This is a genomic window from Streptococcus sp. UBA4344 (genome assembly GCF_002393675.1).
GTDB lineage: Bacteria > Bacillota > Bacilli > Lactobacillales > Streptococcaceae > Streptococcus > Streptococcus vicugnae.
In genome coordinates, this window is the sequence record NZ_DGTE01000008.1 from 25,235 (window position 1) to 38,260 (window position 13,026).

The following is a 13,026-nucleotide window of genomic DNA, read 5'->3' on the forward strand; positions in this document are numbered from 1 at the left end:
AATGAAGCTATGAAACAAGGAAAAATTTATATCGTAGAAGATGACAACACCATTGTAACTCTATTAAAAAAGCATTTAAGCAAAGTTTATGATGTCTTTAGCGTTAATAATTTTCGTGCGATTAAGCAAGAAATCGAAGAAATTAAGCCTGATTTGATTTTGATGGATATCACTTTGCCTTATTTCAATGGTTTTTACTGGACAACTGAAATTCGAAAAACGATGACGTTGCCAATCATATTTATCTCATCCAGTGATGATGAAATGGATACTGTTATGGCACTTAATATGGGAGGAGATGATTTCATTTCCAAACCCTTCTCATTGACTATCTTAGATGCTAAGATATCAGCTTTTTTGCGTAGAGCCTATCAATTCACTTCCGATAATTATCAGCTCGATGAGTTTTCATTATCCCGTGAAGGAATTCTATCAAATGGCAGCAAGCAGATTAACCTTTCTCCAACAGAAAATAAAATCCTTAGTATTCTATTTGAACACCAAAATCAAGTTGTGCCAAAGGAAGAGTTGTTAGAGAAATTGTGGGAAAATGAAAGTTTTATTGACCAAAACACCTTAAGTGTCAATATGACACGTTTGCGCAAAAAAGTACAACCATTAGGATTTGATCGCATTCATACCGTGAGAGGAGTCGGTTATCTTTTAAAATGATACGACAATTTTTTAAAGAATTTGGTGTTTGGTACCTTACCTACACCATTTTAACGACCTTATTTTTAACCACTTTTATTCTATTTCACTTGCCGATTGCCTACTTTAAAGTCAGTTTTAGTGTCAACATCACCATTCTTATCTTTATCACGATTTGGCAATACTATAAATTTAAGCGTAAGCAATTAATTTTACAACAATTTATTTATGTAAAAGAGTTGAATGATTTTCACTTACCGTCTGAACAAGCTTTCAAAGCAGTCATCTGTCAGCAAAAAGAGACTCATGCTAGTGAGCTCTTAAAACTTCAAACTCAGATAAAAAATATTCAAAACCTCATTAAAATGTGGTCACATCAGATGAAAGTTCCTTTGTCAGCTCTTTCTTTGATGGCTCAGACTGACCAACTTGACCCAAAAGAAGTGGAACAGCAGTTAAATCGTCTACAAAATTATTTAGATACCTTGTTAAATTATCTTAAATTCAGCCAAAATAAAGACGATTTTCGATTTGAGAAACTATCTGTCAAAAATATCGCAACCTCAATCATCAAAAAATACCGTATTCCTTGTTTATTAAAACACCTTTCTGTTAAGGTGACAGGTGATTGGGAACTCAATTCCGACAGAAAGTGGGTTAATTTTGCTTTAACTCAATTAATCGATAATGCTATTAAGTACTCAAAAGAGGGTGGAAAAATTGCCATTCGTATCTCTCAATCTAGCATTGAAATATCAGATGATGGTATCGGCATACTTGAAGAAGATTTACCACGTATTTTTGAAGAAGGTTTCACAGGCTTCAACGGTCATGAACATCAAAAAGCCACAGGTCTTGGTCTTTATATGACAAAACAAGTTCTAGATAGCCTTAATCTTGATATCACAATTCATAGTCAAATCGACCAAGGAACACAAGTTTTCATCACACCTAAAAAACGTTAAGCAAGACTATTTCGTCTTGCTTTTTTACTGAATATCTTTTATAATATTGTTAGTTTATAAACTAACAAAAAGGAGGAAGCTATGTTTTCTGGAGAAAAATTAAAAGCATTGCGTCAAGAAAATGGCTATTCTCAAGCTGATTTAGCCAAAAAGTTACAGATATCAAGAGCTTCGTACTTTAATTGGGAGAATGGTAAAACAAAACCAAATCAAAAAAATTTAGAACAATTAAGTCAGATTTTTAAAGTTGATGAAACGTATTTTCTTTCTGAGCATGATATTGTCAATACTTACCTACAATTGAATCCAGATAATCGCTTAAAATTAGAGAACTACGCAGAGAATCTCCTAAAAGAGCAAAAAATTGTTAAACCATTACCAAAACTTTACTCTTATAAGGTTTTTGAAAAGTTATCTGCAGGTACTGGTTACTCTTATTTTGGCGATGGCAATTACGATACAGTCTTTTATGATGAGCAGTTAGACCACGATTTTGCATCTTGGGTTTTCGGTGATTCAATGGAACCAACTTATCTAAATGGTGAAGTGGTACTTATTAAGCAAACTGGCTTTGATTATGATGGAGCCATTTACGCTGTTGATTGGGATGGACAAACTTACATCAAAAAAGTTTATCGAGAAGAAGATGGATTACGTTTAGTCTCTCTCAATAAACATTATGCTGACAAATTTGCACCTTATGATGAAAATCCAAGAATCATCGGAAAAATCGTTGGTAACTTCAAACCCTTAGAAATTTAAATAATACATAATAATATTTATGTAAATTAACTAGTTTAAGAACTTTTAAAATTTCTTTATATATAAAAATAAAAATCTGGACTATTGATTAGCCCAGATTCATTTTTACAATTTATCTAGCGCATTTTTTTGTTCATCATTAACGATATGGGTATACAAGTCAGTAACCTGAGTGCTGGCATGCCCTAGTTGGTGACTAACCAAAACTTGTGATTTAGTTGCGCCATACAGTCTCGTTGCTAATGTGTGACGGAGTTTGTGGGGAGTCACACGAACCTTAAAATCTTGCGAATACTTGGCAACCAATTTTTCAATACTTGAAGCATCGATACGATTTGGAACACCACGGTATTCTGTTAAAAATAGTGCTTGATCTTGTTTTTCTGCTTTATAACGAGGTGCACGAATTTTTAAATACTCTTCAAGGTACGGTTTAGCAAAAGAAGCAACGTTAACTGAATCGCGTTTACCACCTTTACGAGTAACTTCGATAACCATCATATTAAGGTTTAAATCTTTTAAATCAAGATTAACAGCTTCAGATAAACGAACTCCTGAGGCAAGAAGAAGTGAGATAATCGCTAAATCACGTTCCTTATTCTTCTGGAAGGAGGAGAGAGCACGATGAGAGAGCTTGTTTTGGTATTCTTTATCTATATATTCGATAAATGCCATAGTTTCATCACCTAAAAAGAGCTTTCCTTTAATGTTTTCAGCACGAGCAGCCAAGGTTTCCTTCTTTTTCTTGGTCGAAATCTTTTTCATGACATTTCGATAGAAGTAGGGGTCACCATTTTCGTCCTCGACCTCTTCTGTCAGATATTTAAAAAAGCTTGAAAGTGCTGAGAGTGTGCGATTGATAGTGGTTTGTGAAACCCCTTGCTTAGTTGAATAGGTATTTAAAGAAGGACGTTCACGTAGATAAAGAACGAAGGATTCCATATCTTTTTTTGATAAATGTTCTAAAGTACTTAATTCAATATCAGCAATTTGATTAGCATTTGAAATACCTGAATCAAGAATCCATTCAAAGAATCGTCGATATTCCTTGAGGTATTCATACAAGGTTGTAAAACTATATGGTACAGAAAGTTTTGATTGGTAATAGTCAAGGACATACCAAGGCATTATATTTTTTAGTTCATCAATTTTTTCAAGTAATTTTTCACGTTTCATCTAAAAATCTCCCTAGATGTCTTTATAATAGTAGTTTATCATAGACTGATTTATTTTTCAAGAAAATTACAGTTTTTCGGAAAGATGTAATGAGAAAAAAATCATAGAAAGAGATATCATTCATTTATGACTTCTTGTAAAAAAACGTGTTTTATCAACGTTTTTAATGCTTTTTAGAATTTTTGGCTAACTTGTACTCTTACTTTTGTTTTATTTTTTTAAACAGAAAAAATCCCTGACAAATAATTTTTCTGTCAGAGATTTACAATCTATTTTAAATATATTTTATGGATATATTATATATGTTATATTTGATATTTTAAGCTTATTCGACGAATTCTATGATTCTTCCTTTACAATGTTTAATTAATTCGTAATCATGTGTCACCACGATAATTATCTTTCCTGTTTGAGCCAATTGCTGCAAATCTTCAATCATTTTATCCATTTGTTGTCTACACAGACCACTTGTTGGCTCATCTAAAACGATAATCGGCTTATTTGAAGCTTTTGCCATGGCTAATAATAATCGTTGTTTTTCACCGCCTGACAAACTTTGTGGGTGTCGCTCTGTTTTATCTATTAATCCAAACTGTGTAAGCGCATCCTTTTTAACGACGTCATCATCACTAACTAGCGAGATTTCTGATCAAACAGACTCTGTAAAGAGCTGATAATTCACATCTTGAACCACGGCGAATATTTTCCAAAATCGTATTATCAAACAACGTAACGTCTTGAAAGACAATTGAGATGTTGTCAAATAAACTATTGGTGCTAATGTGTTGGATGTTCTTGCTGTCAATAGTGATTTGACTTTCTTGATAGTCATACAAGCGAGCAAGCGAGATAAAAGTCCTAATAGGGTTGTTTTACCACATCCTGATGGTCCGACAAGTGCTGTGATTTCATTTTGTTTGACAACAAAAGATACACCGTCGATGATTTTTTGTCCATCTTTATAAGCAAAGCCAACATTTTTGAGTTCGATGTCAAAATGCTTGAGAGTAACATCTTGTCCACTTTGTTGTTTGACTGCACGAAGTTCTTTAATATTTTTAACAGCTGAGTCAATGTAGAGAATTTCACCTACATTTAAAACAATGTTTTCAGTGCTGTCAGAAACTTTGATAGCAAGTAGGATAAACATCAGCAAAACCAGAAGACTCACTTGACCTTGGAAATAAAGATTTGTTCCAACCAAACTCACCAATCCGATTGTCAATCTGATAATTGAGTTGGATTTATTAAAATGAGCCAAGAAGATAGCCTCGCTTTGGATAATGTCCGCCATTATATCAACGATCATCTGATGGCAACAATTCCACAAGATTTACTGGCTAAAATTGCTATGATGAGTAAAACCAAGCTCAAAACAGCCTTTTAAGACCAAGTATCATATGGACAATTACCGAATACATCCAACGACGTCGTATGGCGCTAGCAGAGCACTTATTAATGACAACCCAACTAGAAATTAAGGAAGTGGCTATTGCGGTCGGCTATATCCCTCACAGCCGCTTTTCCAGCCTATTTAAAAAGTATATCGGTGTTTACCCGCATGATATCAAAAAACAAACTACACCCAACAAAGATAAACGTCCCTGCCACGATTGCCTCAATAAATTCTGTGAAGCAAAGGTAGAAAGAAATAACTAAATCAAACACAAAAAAACCGAGAACTGCTTCTCGGTTTTTTAACAATTATTTTTTATTGCGTTTTTTCTTAGCTTTTTTCATTTTGTTTGCCATGCGTTTCATTGATTGTTTCATGGCAAATTCACCGATTTTACCTTTGAATCCGCCACCCATCATTTGGCTAAGGTCCATATCTCCACCGCCAAGTGCTGAAAGGTCTGGCATACCATTACCGCCCATCATACCTTCAAGTGATGACATATCCATGCCGTTTGGCATGTTTTTAGGAAGATTATTGGGGTTGATACCCATTTTCTTCATCATTTTTTCCATATCGCCAGACATGACACCTTGCATCATTTGTTTAGCTTGGTTGAAATCTTTGATGAATTTGTTAACTTCGACAAAGCTGTTTCCTGAACCAGCTGCAATACGACGGCGACGGCTTGGGTTAAGCAAGTCAGGATTTTCACGTTCTTCTGGTGTCATTGATGACACGATAGCACGTTTACGAGCGACAGCTTTTTCATCGACCTTGAAGTTCTTAAGAGCTGGGTTGTTAGCCATACCAGGAATCATTTTAATCAAGTCTTCCATCGGTCCCATATTTTGAACTTGGTCAAGTTGTTCGATGAAATCGTTGAAATCAAAGGTATTTTCACGCATTTTTTCTGCGAGTTCCATTGAACGTTTTTCATCGTATTCTTGACTAGCTTTTTCAATCAATGTAAGCAGGTCACCCATACCAAGAATACGACTTGACATACGATCTGGGTGGAATGTCTCAATGTCAGTGATTTTTTCACCAGTACCAGTGAATTTGATTGGTTTACCAGTGATTTCACGAATTGAAAGTGCCGCACCACCACGAGTATCACCATCAATCTTAGTCAAGACAACCCCTGTGATATCCAATTGTTTGTTGAATTCATCAGCGACATTGGCAGCTTCTTGACCAATCATGCTATCAACAACCAAAAGAATTTCATTTGGTTTCGCAAGAGCTTTAACATCACGGAGTTCTTCCATGAGTTTTTCATCAATCTGCAAACGACCAGCCGTATCGATGATAACGTAATCGTTGTGGTTTTCTTTGGCTTGTGCTAAACCATTTGTCACGATTTCAACGGCTGAATGGTCAGTACCCATATCAAAGACTGGAACATTGATTTGGCTACCAAGTGTTTTCAACTGATCAATGGCTGCTGGACGATAGATATCAGCCGCAATCATCATTGGACGTGCATTTTCTTCTTTGATCAGCTTGTTAGCCAATTTACCAGCAAATGTTGTTTTACCAGCACCTTGAAGACCGACCATCATAATGATTGTTGGAATTTTAGGTGATTTTTCAAGTTCAGCTGTTTCAGAACCAAGGATTTCTGTTAATTCTTCGTTAACGATTTTTACGATTTGTTGTGTTGGGTCAAGGGTATCAATGATTTCGTGACCAACCGCACGTTCGCGTACACGTTTGATGAAAGTCTTAACAACTGGAAGAGCAACGTCAGCTTCAAGCAAAGCAAGACGAATCTCTTTAGTTACTTCTTGAACATCCTTTTCAGAGAGTTTTTTCTTCCCACGAATATTTTTAAAAACCCCTTGAAGGCGTTCTGTTAAACTTTCAAAAGCCATAATATAATTCTCCTACCTCATATCTCTATTATCTTAGCAAATCTCGCTAGTTTTCAAATCAACCTAGTCACGGTTATCAATGCTACTTAAAACAGCGATTTTCTCTTTCAAAAATTCATCATCAGGATATTTGTCTAAAATATCATCAAAAATCTGACTGCGAACAATGTAATCAGAATACATGTGCAATTTCATCTCATAAGCTTCTAAAATCTTTTCTGTTCGCTTGATGTTATCATAGACCGCTTGACGACTAACGCCGAATTCCTCAGCAATCTCAGCCAAGCTGTAATCATCCGCATAATAAAGTTCAATATAATTCATCTGCTTGTCTGTCAGCAATGCTGCATAAAACTCAAACAGAGCATTCATACGATTGGTTTTTTCAATTTCCATAATCCTCATTTTACCATATTTTGACTGAATTTAATAGTCAGAATTGGTTAAAAATCATGATACCTCATTTTCAATAAAAATAATAGTAAGAATGCTTTTTCTTGCTTTATTTATCGTAAAATGGTACAATTTATTGTACAAAATAGACAGAAGAGGAACCAATATGGAAGCTGTTGCATATTCAAATTTTAGACAAAATTTAAAACATTATATGAAACAAGTTAACGATGACGCTGAACCACTTATTGTGACTTCTAAAAATATTGATGATACTGTCGTAGTCCTTTCAAAACGTGACTATGATAGCATGCAAGAAACATTTCGCATTATGTCTAATAACTACCTAATGAATAAAATTAAACGTGGCGATGAACAATTCAAGGCAGCTAATTTTCAGACACATGAATTGCTCGAGGTAGATGATGATTAAAGCATGGTCTGACGATGCGTGGAACGACTATATGTATTGGTATAATCAAGGAAATAAAGCGACAATTAAAAAAATTAATCGCCTAATCAAGGAGATTGACCGCACTCCTTTTACTGGCATTGGTAAACCTGAACCACTTAAACACGATTTATCTGGCAAATGGTCACGACGTATAACCGATGAACATCGTTTAATTTACAGTGTTGATGGGAATACTATTTACTTTTATTCTTGCAAAGACCATTATTAAAAAAACTGTCCACTGGACAGTTTTTTCATGAGTCTAGAAATAAAAAAGCTAATCATGAGTTTTGTCATTTCAAATCTTTTGTGGCTTCTTCTAGGATGTGCATTTGGAGAATGGTTTGTTCCTCTGTTACCAAGATTGGTTTGTGATTGATGAGAGTTTCATACAAGGCATCGTAAAAGCGACCGTTATCTCCTGCGACTGTCTCTACTGCTTCTTCATGGTAATGCCCATTGTCATCGTAATACGTTAATGTGCCAAAATTTTCTGGTTTATCCAAACCAAAATCGTCATTGTCTGGCAAATAGAATTTCTTGAGATCCGCTTCTTGGCGGTCTTTTTCGTATTTAACAAACATGCCCTTGCGACCATAAACGACAAAACTTGGGCGTTCTTTTACTCTGAAATAGCTTGATTTTACCGAAACTTTTAAGCCGCCAGGAGCAACATGAAATGTATCTGTTGAATGTTGATAATAAAAATCAATGTCAAAATAATCATTCATACGCCCAGCACCTAAAAGCTGACGCACATCATATTGCACATCATCAGGCTTGCCAAAATAAGAAATCACTTGGTCTACCGTATGGCAAGCGTGGTTATAAACATAAGATTCATCTTTCGAATATTGTGTAACATGCTCTGGCACCTCAGGGCGGTAGTAATCGTAGTGCATTTCAACTTCTAACAAATCACCCAATTTTCCAGAAGCAATCACCGCTTGCGTTGTCAAAAAATCACTGTCAAATCGGCGATTTTGATACCCTTGTATCATGAGCCCTTTTTCTCTTGCCAAATCAAATAATTCTTGTGATTCCTTAACAGACTGAGTAAATGGTTTTTCAAGAACAAGATTTTTACCTGCTTCTAATACCTGTTTAGCTGTCTCATAATGCGCGGGAGCAGGCGTTGTTACAACAACGACATCAATTTCTGGGTCGTTCAACAAGTCATCTAATTTATCGGTGTAATGAACACCTTCCCACCTAGCCCAATCATCTCGCAAAGTCGGGGCATAAATCGTCTTTACAAAAATAGTATCTTTCCGACGCATTAAAAACGGTAAATGGTAGCGATTCGTGCTTTTACCATTGCCATAATAACCAATTATCAATCGTTTTGTCATGATAGGTCTCCTTTTACAAATTAAATCAAAAATCCTGTGAATGGCTCTGCTTGAACCGAAAGATAATCTGCCATTCTTGCTACTAGAACACGAAAATCATCACCATTTTTTAAACCTGATAATCCAACTACGGCGACCAATTCCTCGCCCACCTTAATCGGAAAAGCGCCGCTAACGGGTAACTGCGAATGGATTTCCGTTTCTGTCAAAGTTATTTCTCCTACATGATGAGCAACTAAAGCCCAGAAACTATTGTGTTCTGTTTTTAACACAGTGTTTATCTTGCCTTGAACAAAACTGAGATTTCGTTCTTTCGCTTGATTACCAACGTATTGAAAAATGGGGACTTTGTCAGATACTCTGATGATTTGGATAGCGATTTTTTCAGCTTGCTCTGTATTTTTGAGTATTTTTCCACCCAAAGCAAGTGCCTCTTGACTGCCAAAACTTTGAAAGCGCAGCTGATGTTCAAGTTTCTCTAACTCCTTCAAATGTTCAGGTTTATAATAGTTTTTTGTTTTCTCTAAAATCGTTTCATTTGCCATATAATTAGTTATCCATTGGGAAAATAATGCCTGCTTCTTTACGCAATTGTGTTTGAACTTTGCTGACAGAAAGACTGGCTTCAAGTTCTTTGTAACAAGCTTCCAAATCATTGTCATCAATCATTTTGACGAAGGATTGAAATTCTGGAATGAGTCTTGCTTGTGACAAACCGTCATCAAAACTTTCTTTGATACCGTCATTTAAGACCAATTTGACCTCGCCGACGAGATTTGGAGATAGTGTTGTTTCGATATACCCCTTTGTTCCTTGGATAAGGCTGCCAGATTTTCCTTTGCTATCTTTTGCTGCTGTACAAACCGCGATAAAGTCTGGATAGTTTAACACAGCAACACCACTTATATCAATGCCACGTTCCACATTTGCAAAATAATGCTGATTTTCTGGTTGACCGAAAAGCCCCATGACAAAGTGCAAGTTATACAAATTTAAATCCATCATGGCACCGCCAGCTTTGGCAGGGTCAAAAACAGGTAAAACCTCACCTTTCTGAAAAGCATTATAACGACGAGAATATTGACTGTACATGCTTTCAACTAATTTTATCTGACCGATTTTCGGTAACCATTCACGGATTTTTTGATAGGTTTTAAAATAACGTGTCGTGATAGCTTCAAACAAGAACAATCCTTTAGATTGTGCTAATTCTTTCAAATGCTGCGCTTCTTTGGCATTACTTGTCATTGGTTTTTCAACGATAACATTGAGCCCGCTATTTAACGCCTTTTCAACAAAAATAACGTGTAAAAAATTAGGAACGGCAATATAAACGGTATCTATGCCAGATTGACTTAATTCCTCAAAATCACTGGTGGCTAGAGGAATGTTATACTTTGTGCACCACTGCTTTAGCTTGTCCATATCACTTGGAACGCTTTGAATCCCTAAAATTTCCAACTTCTCTATTTGAACCAATTTCGGTAAAAATTCTTCAACAATTAAACCTGCTCCGATAATGCCTAATTTCATTGTTTTTCTCCTTTGTGACTTGATACTGTTATCTTACGCCTTGTTTACTGAAAAAGCATGGTTTTGAGCAGATTTAGAAAATTATTTTCACGATTTTTTTGCCTAGATAGTTCTTTTACGGACATTTTTTTCAGACATTTTTGATATACTTAAAGAAAAGGAGCATGATATGGGAATTATTGCAAATTTGGAAAATCAAACAACCTTTACCGAGCTTGAAAAAGAGCTTTCTAATTACATTTTAGAGCATTTAAACGACATTCCACAGCTGACAATTTCGCAGTTAGCTCAGCAATCATTTACGTCAAATGCTACTGTCAATCGCCTATGTAAAAAGCTTGGTGTGGCTGGTTACAAAGCTTTTCGTATTGCTCTAGCAGCCGAACTCGAAAAACAACGTTTCTCAAAAAGTCATGTTGATTTTGACAATCCTTTCTCCATAAGCGAAAATACGGCGAATATCTTCAAAAGCGTTGCCAGCATTTCTAAGGAAGCTATCGATATTTGCTACGCTTCGGTGTCACAAGACTTAGTCGCCAAAGCTGCTCAGCAAATTGCCAAGGCTAAGCGTGTTTACATTTTTGCGACAGGAGATTCTTACTTGGTTAGCTTGTCTTTTTCAAATATGTTGGTAAAACTTGGCATTCAAGCAATCATGGTCAATCAATTTCATGACAGTATTGCTGTGATTTATCATTCAAACAAAGATGATGTGATTCTGTTTTTATCTTATTCTGGCAATATCTTGAACACCTACGCTCAAGAATTGGAGCTTATCCAAGCTCGGCACGGCAAAACGATTTTGATTTCTTCGAAAGCCTTTAGAGATAAGATTGACTTAAACATCACTTTTCCTGCTAAAGAAAGTATCGTTAACAAAGCAGGCGGTTACTATTCACAAACCGCCATGCATTACATTTTAAATTGCCTTTATAGCCTGCTCTACACCTCAAATTACTTTACCAACCGAAAGCAAAAAAATGCCATCGAAAACCTAGCTAAGAAAGACTTGCAGTGATTGTGAGTATAAGAAAAATCCAAGAAGTTTTATTTCTTGGATTTTTCTTATTTGGGACAGAGCAACTCAAGTTTGATACGATTAGGATCCTCAACATAAAAAGCTAGTTGCTCGTCGCCTGAAGCAAAGGGAAAACGTTCTGAATAAAGTTCAGTCACTGGCTGCTGGCGCAAATCTTCTACTAATTGCCAAAAAATAGATTTAGACGGTGCTTGCAAAGCAATATGATTGATACCAACTTGTTTACGGTGATAAGAATTTTGCTGATAAGCCGATTCGACTTGTACAAAAACCAAGTACCAGCTATCTTTCTGATAAGAAAAGCCTCTAGTCCATTCTTGATAAAGTTTCCAACCTAATTTTTCAAAGATAGGTTGATAAAATTGTCTACAAGTCACCAAGTCAAAAACATTGATTTCAATATGGTTCATACACTTTTATCTCCCTTAATGCTTCTAATCATCCTATGAAATGCTGCTTCTTTACAGTCTCACCTAAGATAACTAATTATTCTCCAAATAAAATTCAAAGCGATCGCCGACATACTGACTATGAACGTACTCGAATGGTCGTCCATCTGAGAAATATGACACCTGAGTCAAGGCAAGCACCGCATGATTTTTAGGCACTTTAAGATAATTAGCCACGCGCTCACTCGCATTTTTGGCATAAATGGTTTGCTGACTCTTACCAATCTCATAGCCATTATCCGTCAAAGTCTGGAAGAAATGCTCCGTGATGTCCTCACGCTTAAACTCACGAATCAACTTCTCAGGAATTGATGCCACCTCAAAAACCAAAGGCACATTATCCGCATAACGCACACGCTCCATACGCACCACATAATCGCTAGCCTTAAGCTGTAACTGCTGAATCTCAGTGTCATTAGCTGGCTTACGTTGATAAGAAATCAACTGTGAAGATGGCGTCTTACCTTGCGAACGCACAATCTCCGTAAAACTCGTTGTCCCGCGCATCTTCTCTTGCACACGATGGCTAGCCACATAAGTCCCACTACCCACACGACGCTCAAGAATCCCTTCTTCCACCAAAAGCGTAATCGCCTGACGAAGCGTCATACGACTCACCTCGTAGTCATCTGCCAAATCACGCTCACTCGGCAAACGTTGACCAATCTCCCAAACGCCCCCATCAATCTCTTTCTTAATCGCATCATGAATTCTAATATACGCTGGAACCATACCCTACTCCCATTCTGTTCTAAATAACTTAGCTCTATTTTAGCATAAAATCAAGGAAGTTTTTAGTTACCATTAGCTTTTTTGGAAAATGGCGGAGCTATATAAAAGATTTTGAAAGAACAATGCTTGTTTTGAATTTTTGTAAGTGTGGAGAAAATTAGCTAGCGCTGGAGAATTGGGGAGGGAGATATAGTATCTCTTTAAAAATCTCTATTACTCACCCTTGGGAACAGCGTAAGTTGGGGGA

Annotated in this window: 18 protein-coding genes; 8 read left to right on the forward strand and 10 right to left on the reverse strand. The window is 36.2% G+C overall.

The features are described 5' to 3' along the window. Nucleotides 1–9 precede the first annotated feature (9 nt). The 3 genes from B4D49_RS01585 to B4D49_RS01595 all read left to right on the forward strand — a co-directional run bounded on the left by B4D49_RS01585 (nt 10) and on the right by B4D49_RS01595 (nt 2,378). Complete coding sequence (locus B4D49_RS01585) at nt 10–672, forward strand: DNA-binding response regulator (RefSeq protein ID WP_286782994.1); 663 nt, start codon at nt 10–12, stop codon at nt 670–672. Further along, nucleotides 669–1,616 carry a sensor histidine kinase gene (locus tag B4D49_RS01590; protein WP_286782995.1) on the forward strand — a complete coding sequence of 316 codons (948 nt, stop codon included), beginning with the start codon at nt 669–671 and terminating at the stop codon, nt 1,614–1,616. Before B4D49_RS01585 ends, B4D49_RS01590 begins: the two co-directional genes overlap by 4 nt. 81 nt (nt 1,617–1,697) lie before the next feature. Next, nucleotides 1,698–2,378 (forward strand): LexA family transcriptional regulator, encoded by a 681-nt coding sequence (locus tag B4D49_RS01595; RefSeq protein WP_199543965.1) that lies wholly within the window; start codon nt 1,698–1,700, stop codon nt 2,376–2,378. Between the two features lie 105 nt (nt 2,379–2,483). Here the strand turns inward: B4D49_RS01595 and xerS are convergent, their stop codons facing one another. From xerS to B4D49_RS01610, 3 genes are all read right to left on the reverse strand, one after another. Then, nucleotides 2,484–3,554 (reverse strand): tyrosine recombinase XerS, encoded by a 1,071-nt coding sequence (gene xerS, locus B4D49_RS01600; protein ID WP_286782996.1) that lies wholly within the window; start codon nt 3,552–3,554, stop codon nt 2,484–2,486. A 325-nt stretch (nt 3,555–3,879) separates the two neighbouring features. Next, on the reverse strand, nt 3,880–4,197 hold the full coding sequence (locus B4D49_RS01605) for an ATP-binding cassette domain-containing protein (protein WP_286783006.1): 318 nt from the start codon (nt 4,195–4,197) through the stop codon (nt 3,880–3,882). 6 nt (nt 4,198–4,203) lie between these two features. Continuing rightward, on the reverse strand, nt 4,204–4,779 hold the full coding sequence (locus B4D49_RS01610; RefSeq protein ID WP_286782997.1) for an ATP-binding cassette domain-containing protein: 576 nt from the start codon (nt 4,777–4,779) through the stop codon (nt 4,204–4,206). 27 nt (nt 4,780–4,806) lie between these two features. On the opposite strand from B4D49_RS01610, the gene B4D49_RS01615 reads away from it, so the two are divergent. Continuing rightward, the gene (locus B4D49_RS01615; RefSeq protein ID WP_286782998.1) at nt 4,807–4,941 is read left to right on the forward strand and encodes a hypothetical protein; all 135 of its coding nucleotides are present in this window, start codon (nt 4,807–4,809) and stop codon (nt 4,939–4,941) included. 71 nt (nt 4,942–5,012) lie between these two features. Continuing rightward, nucleotides 5,013–5,213 carry a hypothetical protein gene (locus B4D49_RS01620; RefSeq protein ID WP_286782999.1) on the forward strand — a complete coding sequence of 67 codons (201 nt, stop codon included), beginning with the start codon at nt 5,013–5,015 and terminating at the stop codon, nt 5,211–5,213. A 45-nt stretch (nt 5,214–5,258) separates the two neighbouring features. Here the strand turns inward: B4D49_RS01620 and ffh are convergent, their stop codons facing one another. Together ffh and B4D49_RS01630 are read right to left on the reverse strand one after the other, a co-directional pair. Then, the gene (gene ffh, locus B4D49_RS01625) at nt 5,259–6,827 is read right to left on the reverse strand and encodes a signal recognition particle protein (protein WP_074867479.1); all 1,569 of its coding nucleotides are present in this window, start codon (nt 6,825–6,827) and stop codon (nt 5,259–5,261) included. Nucleotides 6,828–6,890: 63 nt separating this feature from the next. Continuing rightward, a complete protein-coding gene (locus B4D49_RS01630; protein WP_286783000.1) occupies nt 6,891–7,223 on the reverse strand; it encodes a putative DNA-binding protein in 333 nt (110 codons plus the stop codon). Nucleotides 7,224–7,386: 163 nt separating this feature from the next. On the opposite strand from B4D49_RS01630, the gene B4D49_RS01635 reads away from it, so the two are divergent. Continuing rightward, nucleotides 7,387–7,653: a type II toxin-antitoxin system Phd/YefM family antitoxin gene (locus B4D49_RS01635; RefSeq protein WP_012961966.1), complete on the forward strand. Its 267-nt coding sequence runs from the start codon at nt 7,387–7,389 to the stop codon at nt 7,651–7,653. Then, nucleotides 7,646–7,903 carry a Txe/YoeB family addiction module toxin gene (locus B4D49_RS01640; RefSeq protein ID WP_199543996.1) on the forward strand — a complete coding sequence of 86 codons (258 nt, stop codon included), beginning with the start codon at nt 7,646–7,648 and terminating at the stop codon, nt 7,901–7,903. Before B4D49_RS01635 ends, B4D49_RS01640 begins: the two co-directional genes overlap by 8 nt. A gap of 64 nt (nt 7,904–7,967) precedes the next feature. On the opposite strand, the gene B4D49_RS01645 is transcribed toward B4D49_RS01640, so the two are convergent. The 3 genes from B4D49_RS01645 to B4D49_RS01655 are packed head-to-tail and all read right to left on the reverse strand — an operon-like array spanning nt 7,968 to nt 10,559. Beyond that, nucleotides 7,968–9,026: a Gfo/Idh/MocA family oxidoreductase gene (locus B4D49_RS01645; protein ID WP_286783001.1), complete on the reverse strand. Its 1,059-nt coding sequence runs from the start codon at nt 9,024–9,026 to the stop codon at nt 7,968–7,970. A 20-nt stretch (nt 9,027–9,046) separates the two neighbouring features. Beyond that, nucleotides 9,047–9,571 (reverse strand): heme-binding protein, encoded by a 525-nt coding sequence (locus tag B4D49_RS01650; protein ID WP_286783002.1) that lies wholly within the window; start codon nt 9,569–9,571, stop codon nt 9,047–9,049. A 4-nt stretch (nt 9,572–9,575) separates the two neighbouring features. Beyond that, the gene (locus B4D49_RS01655; protein WP_286783003.1) at nt 9,576–10,559 is read right to left on the reverse strand and encodes a Gfo/Idh/MocA family protein; all 984 of its coding nucleotides are present in this window, start codon (nt 10,557–10,559) and stop codon (nt 9,576–9,578) included. 169 nt (nt 10,560–10,728) lie between these two features. On the opposite strand from B4D49_RS01655, the gene B4D49_RS01660 reads away from it, so the two are divergent. Continuing rightward, nucleotides 10,729–11,577, forward strand: coding sequence for a MurR/RpiR family transcriptional regulator (locus B4D49_RS01660; RefSeq protein WP_286783004.1), 849 nt, complete (start codon nt 10,729–10,731; stop codon nt 11,575–11,577). Nucleotides 11,578–11,624: 47 nt separating this feature from the next. Here B4D49_RS01660 and B4D49_RS01665 read toward each other — a convergent pair whose 3' ends face one another. Further along, nucleotides 11,625–12,008: a hypothetical protein gene (locus B4D49_RS01665; protein WP_132869529.1), complete on the reverse strand. Its 384-nt coding sequence runs from the start codon at nt 12,006–12,008 to the stop codon at nt 11,625–11,627. Nucleotides 12,009–12,080: 72 nt separating this feature from the next. Beyond that, the gene (locus tag B4D49_RS01670; protein ID WP_286783005.1) at nt 12,081–12,779 is read right to left on the reverse strand and encodes a GntR family transcriptional regulator; all 699 of its coding nucleotides are present in this window, start codon (nt 12,777–12,779) and stop codon (nt 12,081–12,083) included. Between the last annotated feature and the right edge of the window lie 247 nt (nt 12,780–13,026).

Bases quoted from the DNA above. Each gene is read 5' to 3' on its own strand.
- B4D49_RS01645 (WP_286783001.1), bottom strand. From the start codon at position 9,026: ATGACAAAACGATTGATAATTGGTTATTATGGCAATGGTAAAAGCACG.
- B4D49_RS01585 (WP_286782994.1), top strand. From the start codon at position 10: ATGAAACAAGGAAAAATTTATATCGTAGAAGATGACAACACCATTGTA.
- B4D49_RS01640 (WP_199543996.1), top strand. From the start codon at position 7,646: ATGATTAAAGCATGGTCTGACGATGCGTGGAACGACTATATGTATTGG.
- B4D49_RS01665 (WP_132869529.1), bottom strand. From the start codon at position 12,008: ATGAACCATATTGAAATCAATGTTTTTGACTTGGTGACTTGTAGACAA.
- B4D49_RS01635 (WP_012961966.1), top strand. From the start codon at position 7,387: ATGGAAGCTGTTGCATATTCAAATTTTAGACAAAATTTAAAACATTAT.
- B4D49_RS01630 (WP_286783000.1), bottom strand. From the start codon at position 7,223: ATGGAAATTGAAAAAACCAATCGTATGAATGCTCTGTTTGAGTTTTAT.
- B4D49_RS01590 (WP_286782995.1), top strand. From the start codon at position 669: ATGATACGACAATTTTTTAAAGAATTTGGTGTTTGGTACCTTACCTAC.
- B4D49_RS01595 (WP_199543965.1), top strand. From the start codon at position 1,698: ATGTTTTCTGGAGAAAAATTAAAAGCATTGCGTCAAGAAAATGGCTAT.
- B4D49_RS01660 (WP_286783004.1), top strand. From the start codon at position 10,729: ATGGGAATTATTGCAAATTTGGAAAATCAAACAACCTTTACCGAGCTT.
- B4D49_RS01670 (WP_286783005.1), bottom strand. From the start codon at position 12,779: ATGGTTCCAGCGTATATTAGAATTCATGATGCGATTAAGAAAGAGATT.
- B4D49_RS01620 (WP_286782999.1), top strand. From the start codon at position 5,013: ATGACAACCCAACTAGAAATTAAGGAAGTGGCTATTGCGGTCGGCTAT.
- ffh (WP_074867479.1), bottom strand. From the start codon at position 6,827: ATGGCTTTTGAAAGTTTAACAGAACGCCTTCAAGGGGTTTTTAAAAAT.
- xerS (WP_286782996.1), bottom strand. From the start codon at position 3,554: ATGAAACGTGAAAAATTACTTGAAAAAATTGATGAACTAAAAAATATA.
- B4D49_RS01650 (WP_286783002.1), bottom strand. From the start codon at position 9,571: ATGGCAAATGAAACGATTTTAGAGAAAACAAAAAACTATTATAAACCT.
- B4D49_RS01615 (WP_286782998.1), top strand. From the start codon at position 4,807: ATGAGCCAAGAAGATAGCCTCGCTTTGGATAATGTCCGCCATTATATC.
- B4D49_RS01655 (WP_286783003.1), bottom strand. From the start codon at position 10,559: ATGAAATTAGGCATTATCGGAGCAGGTTTAATTGTTGAAGAATTTTTA.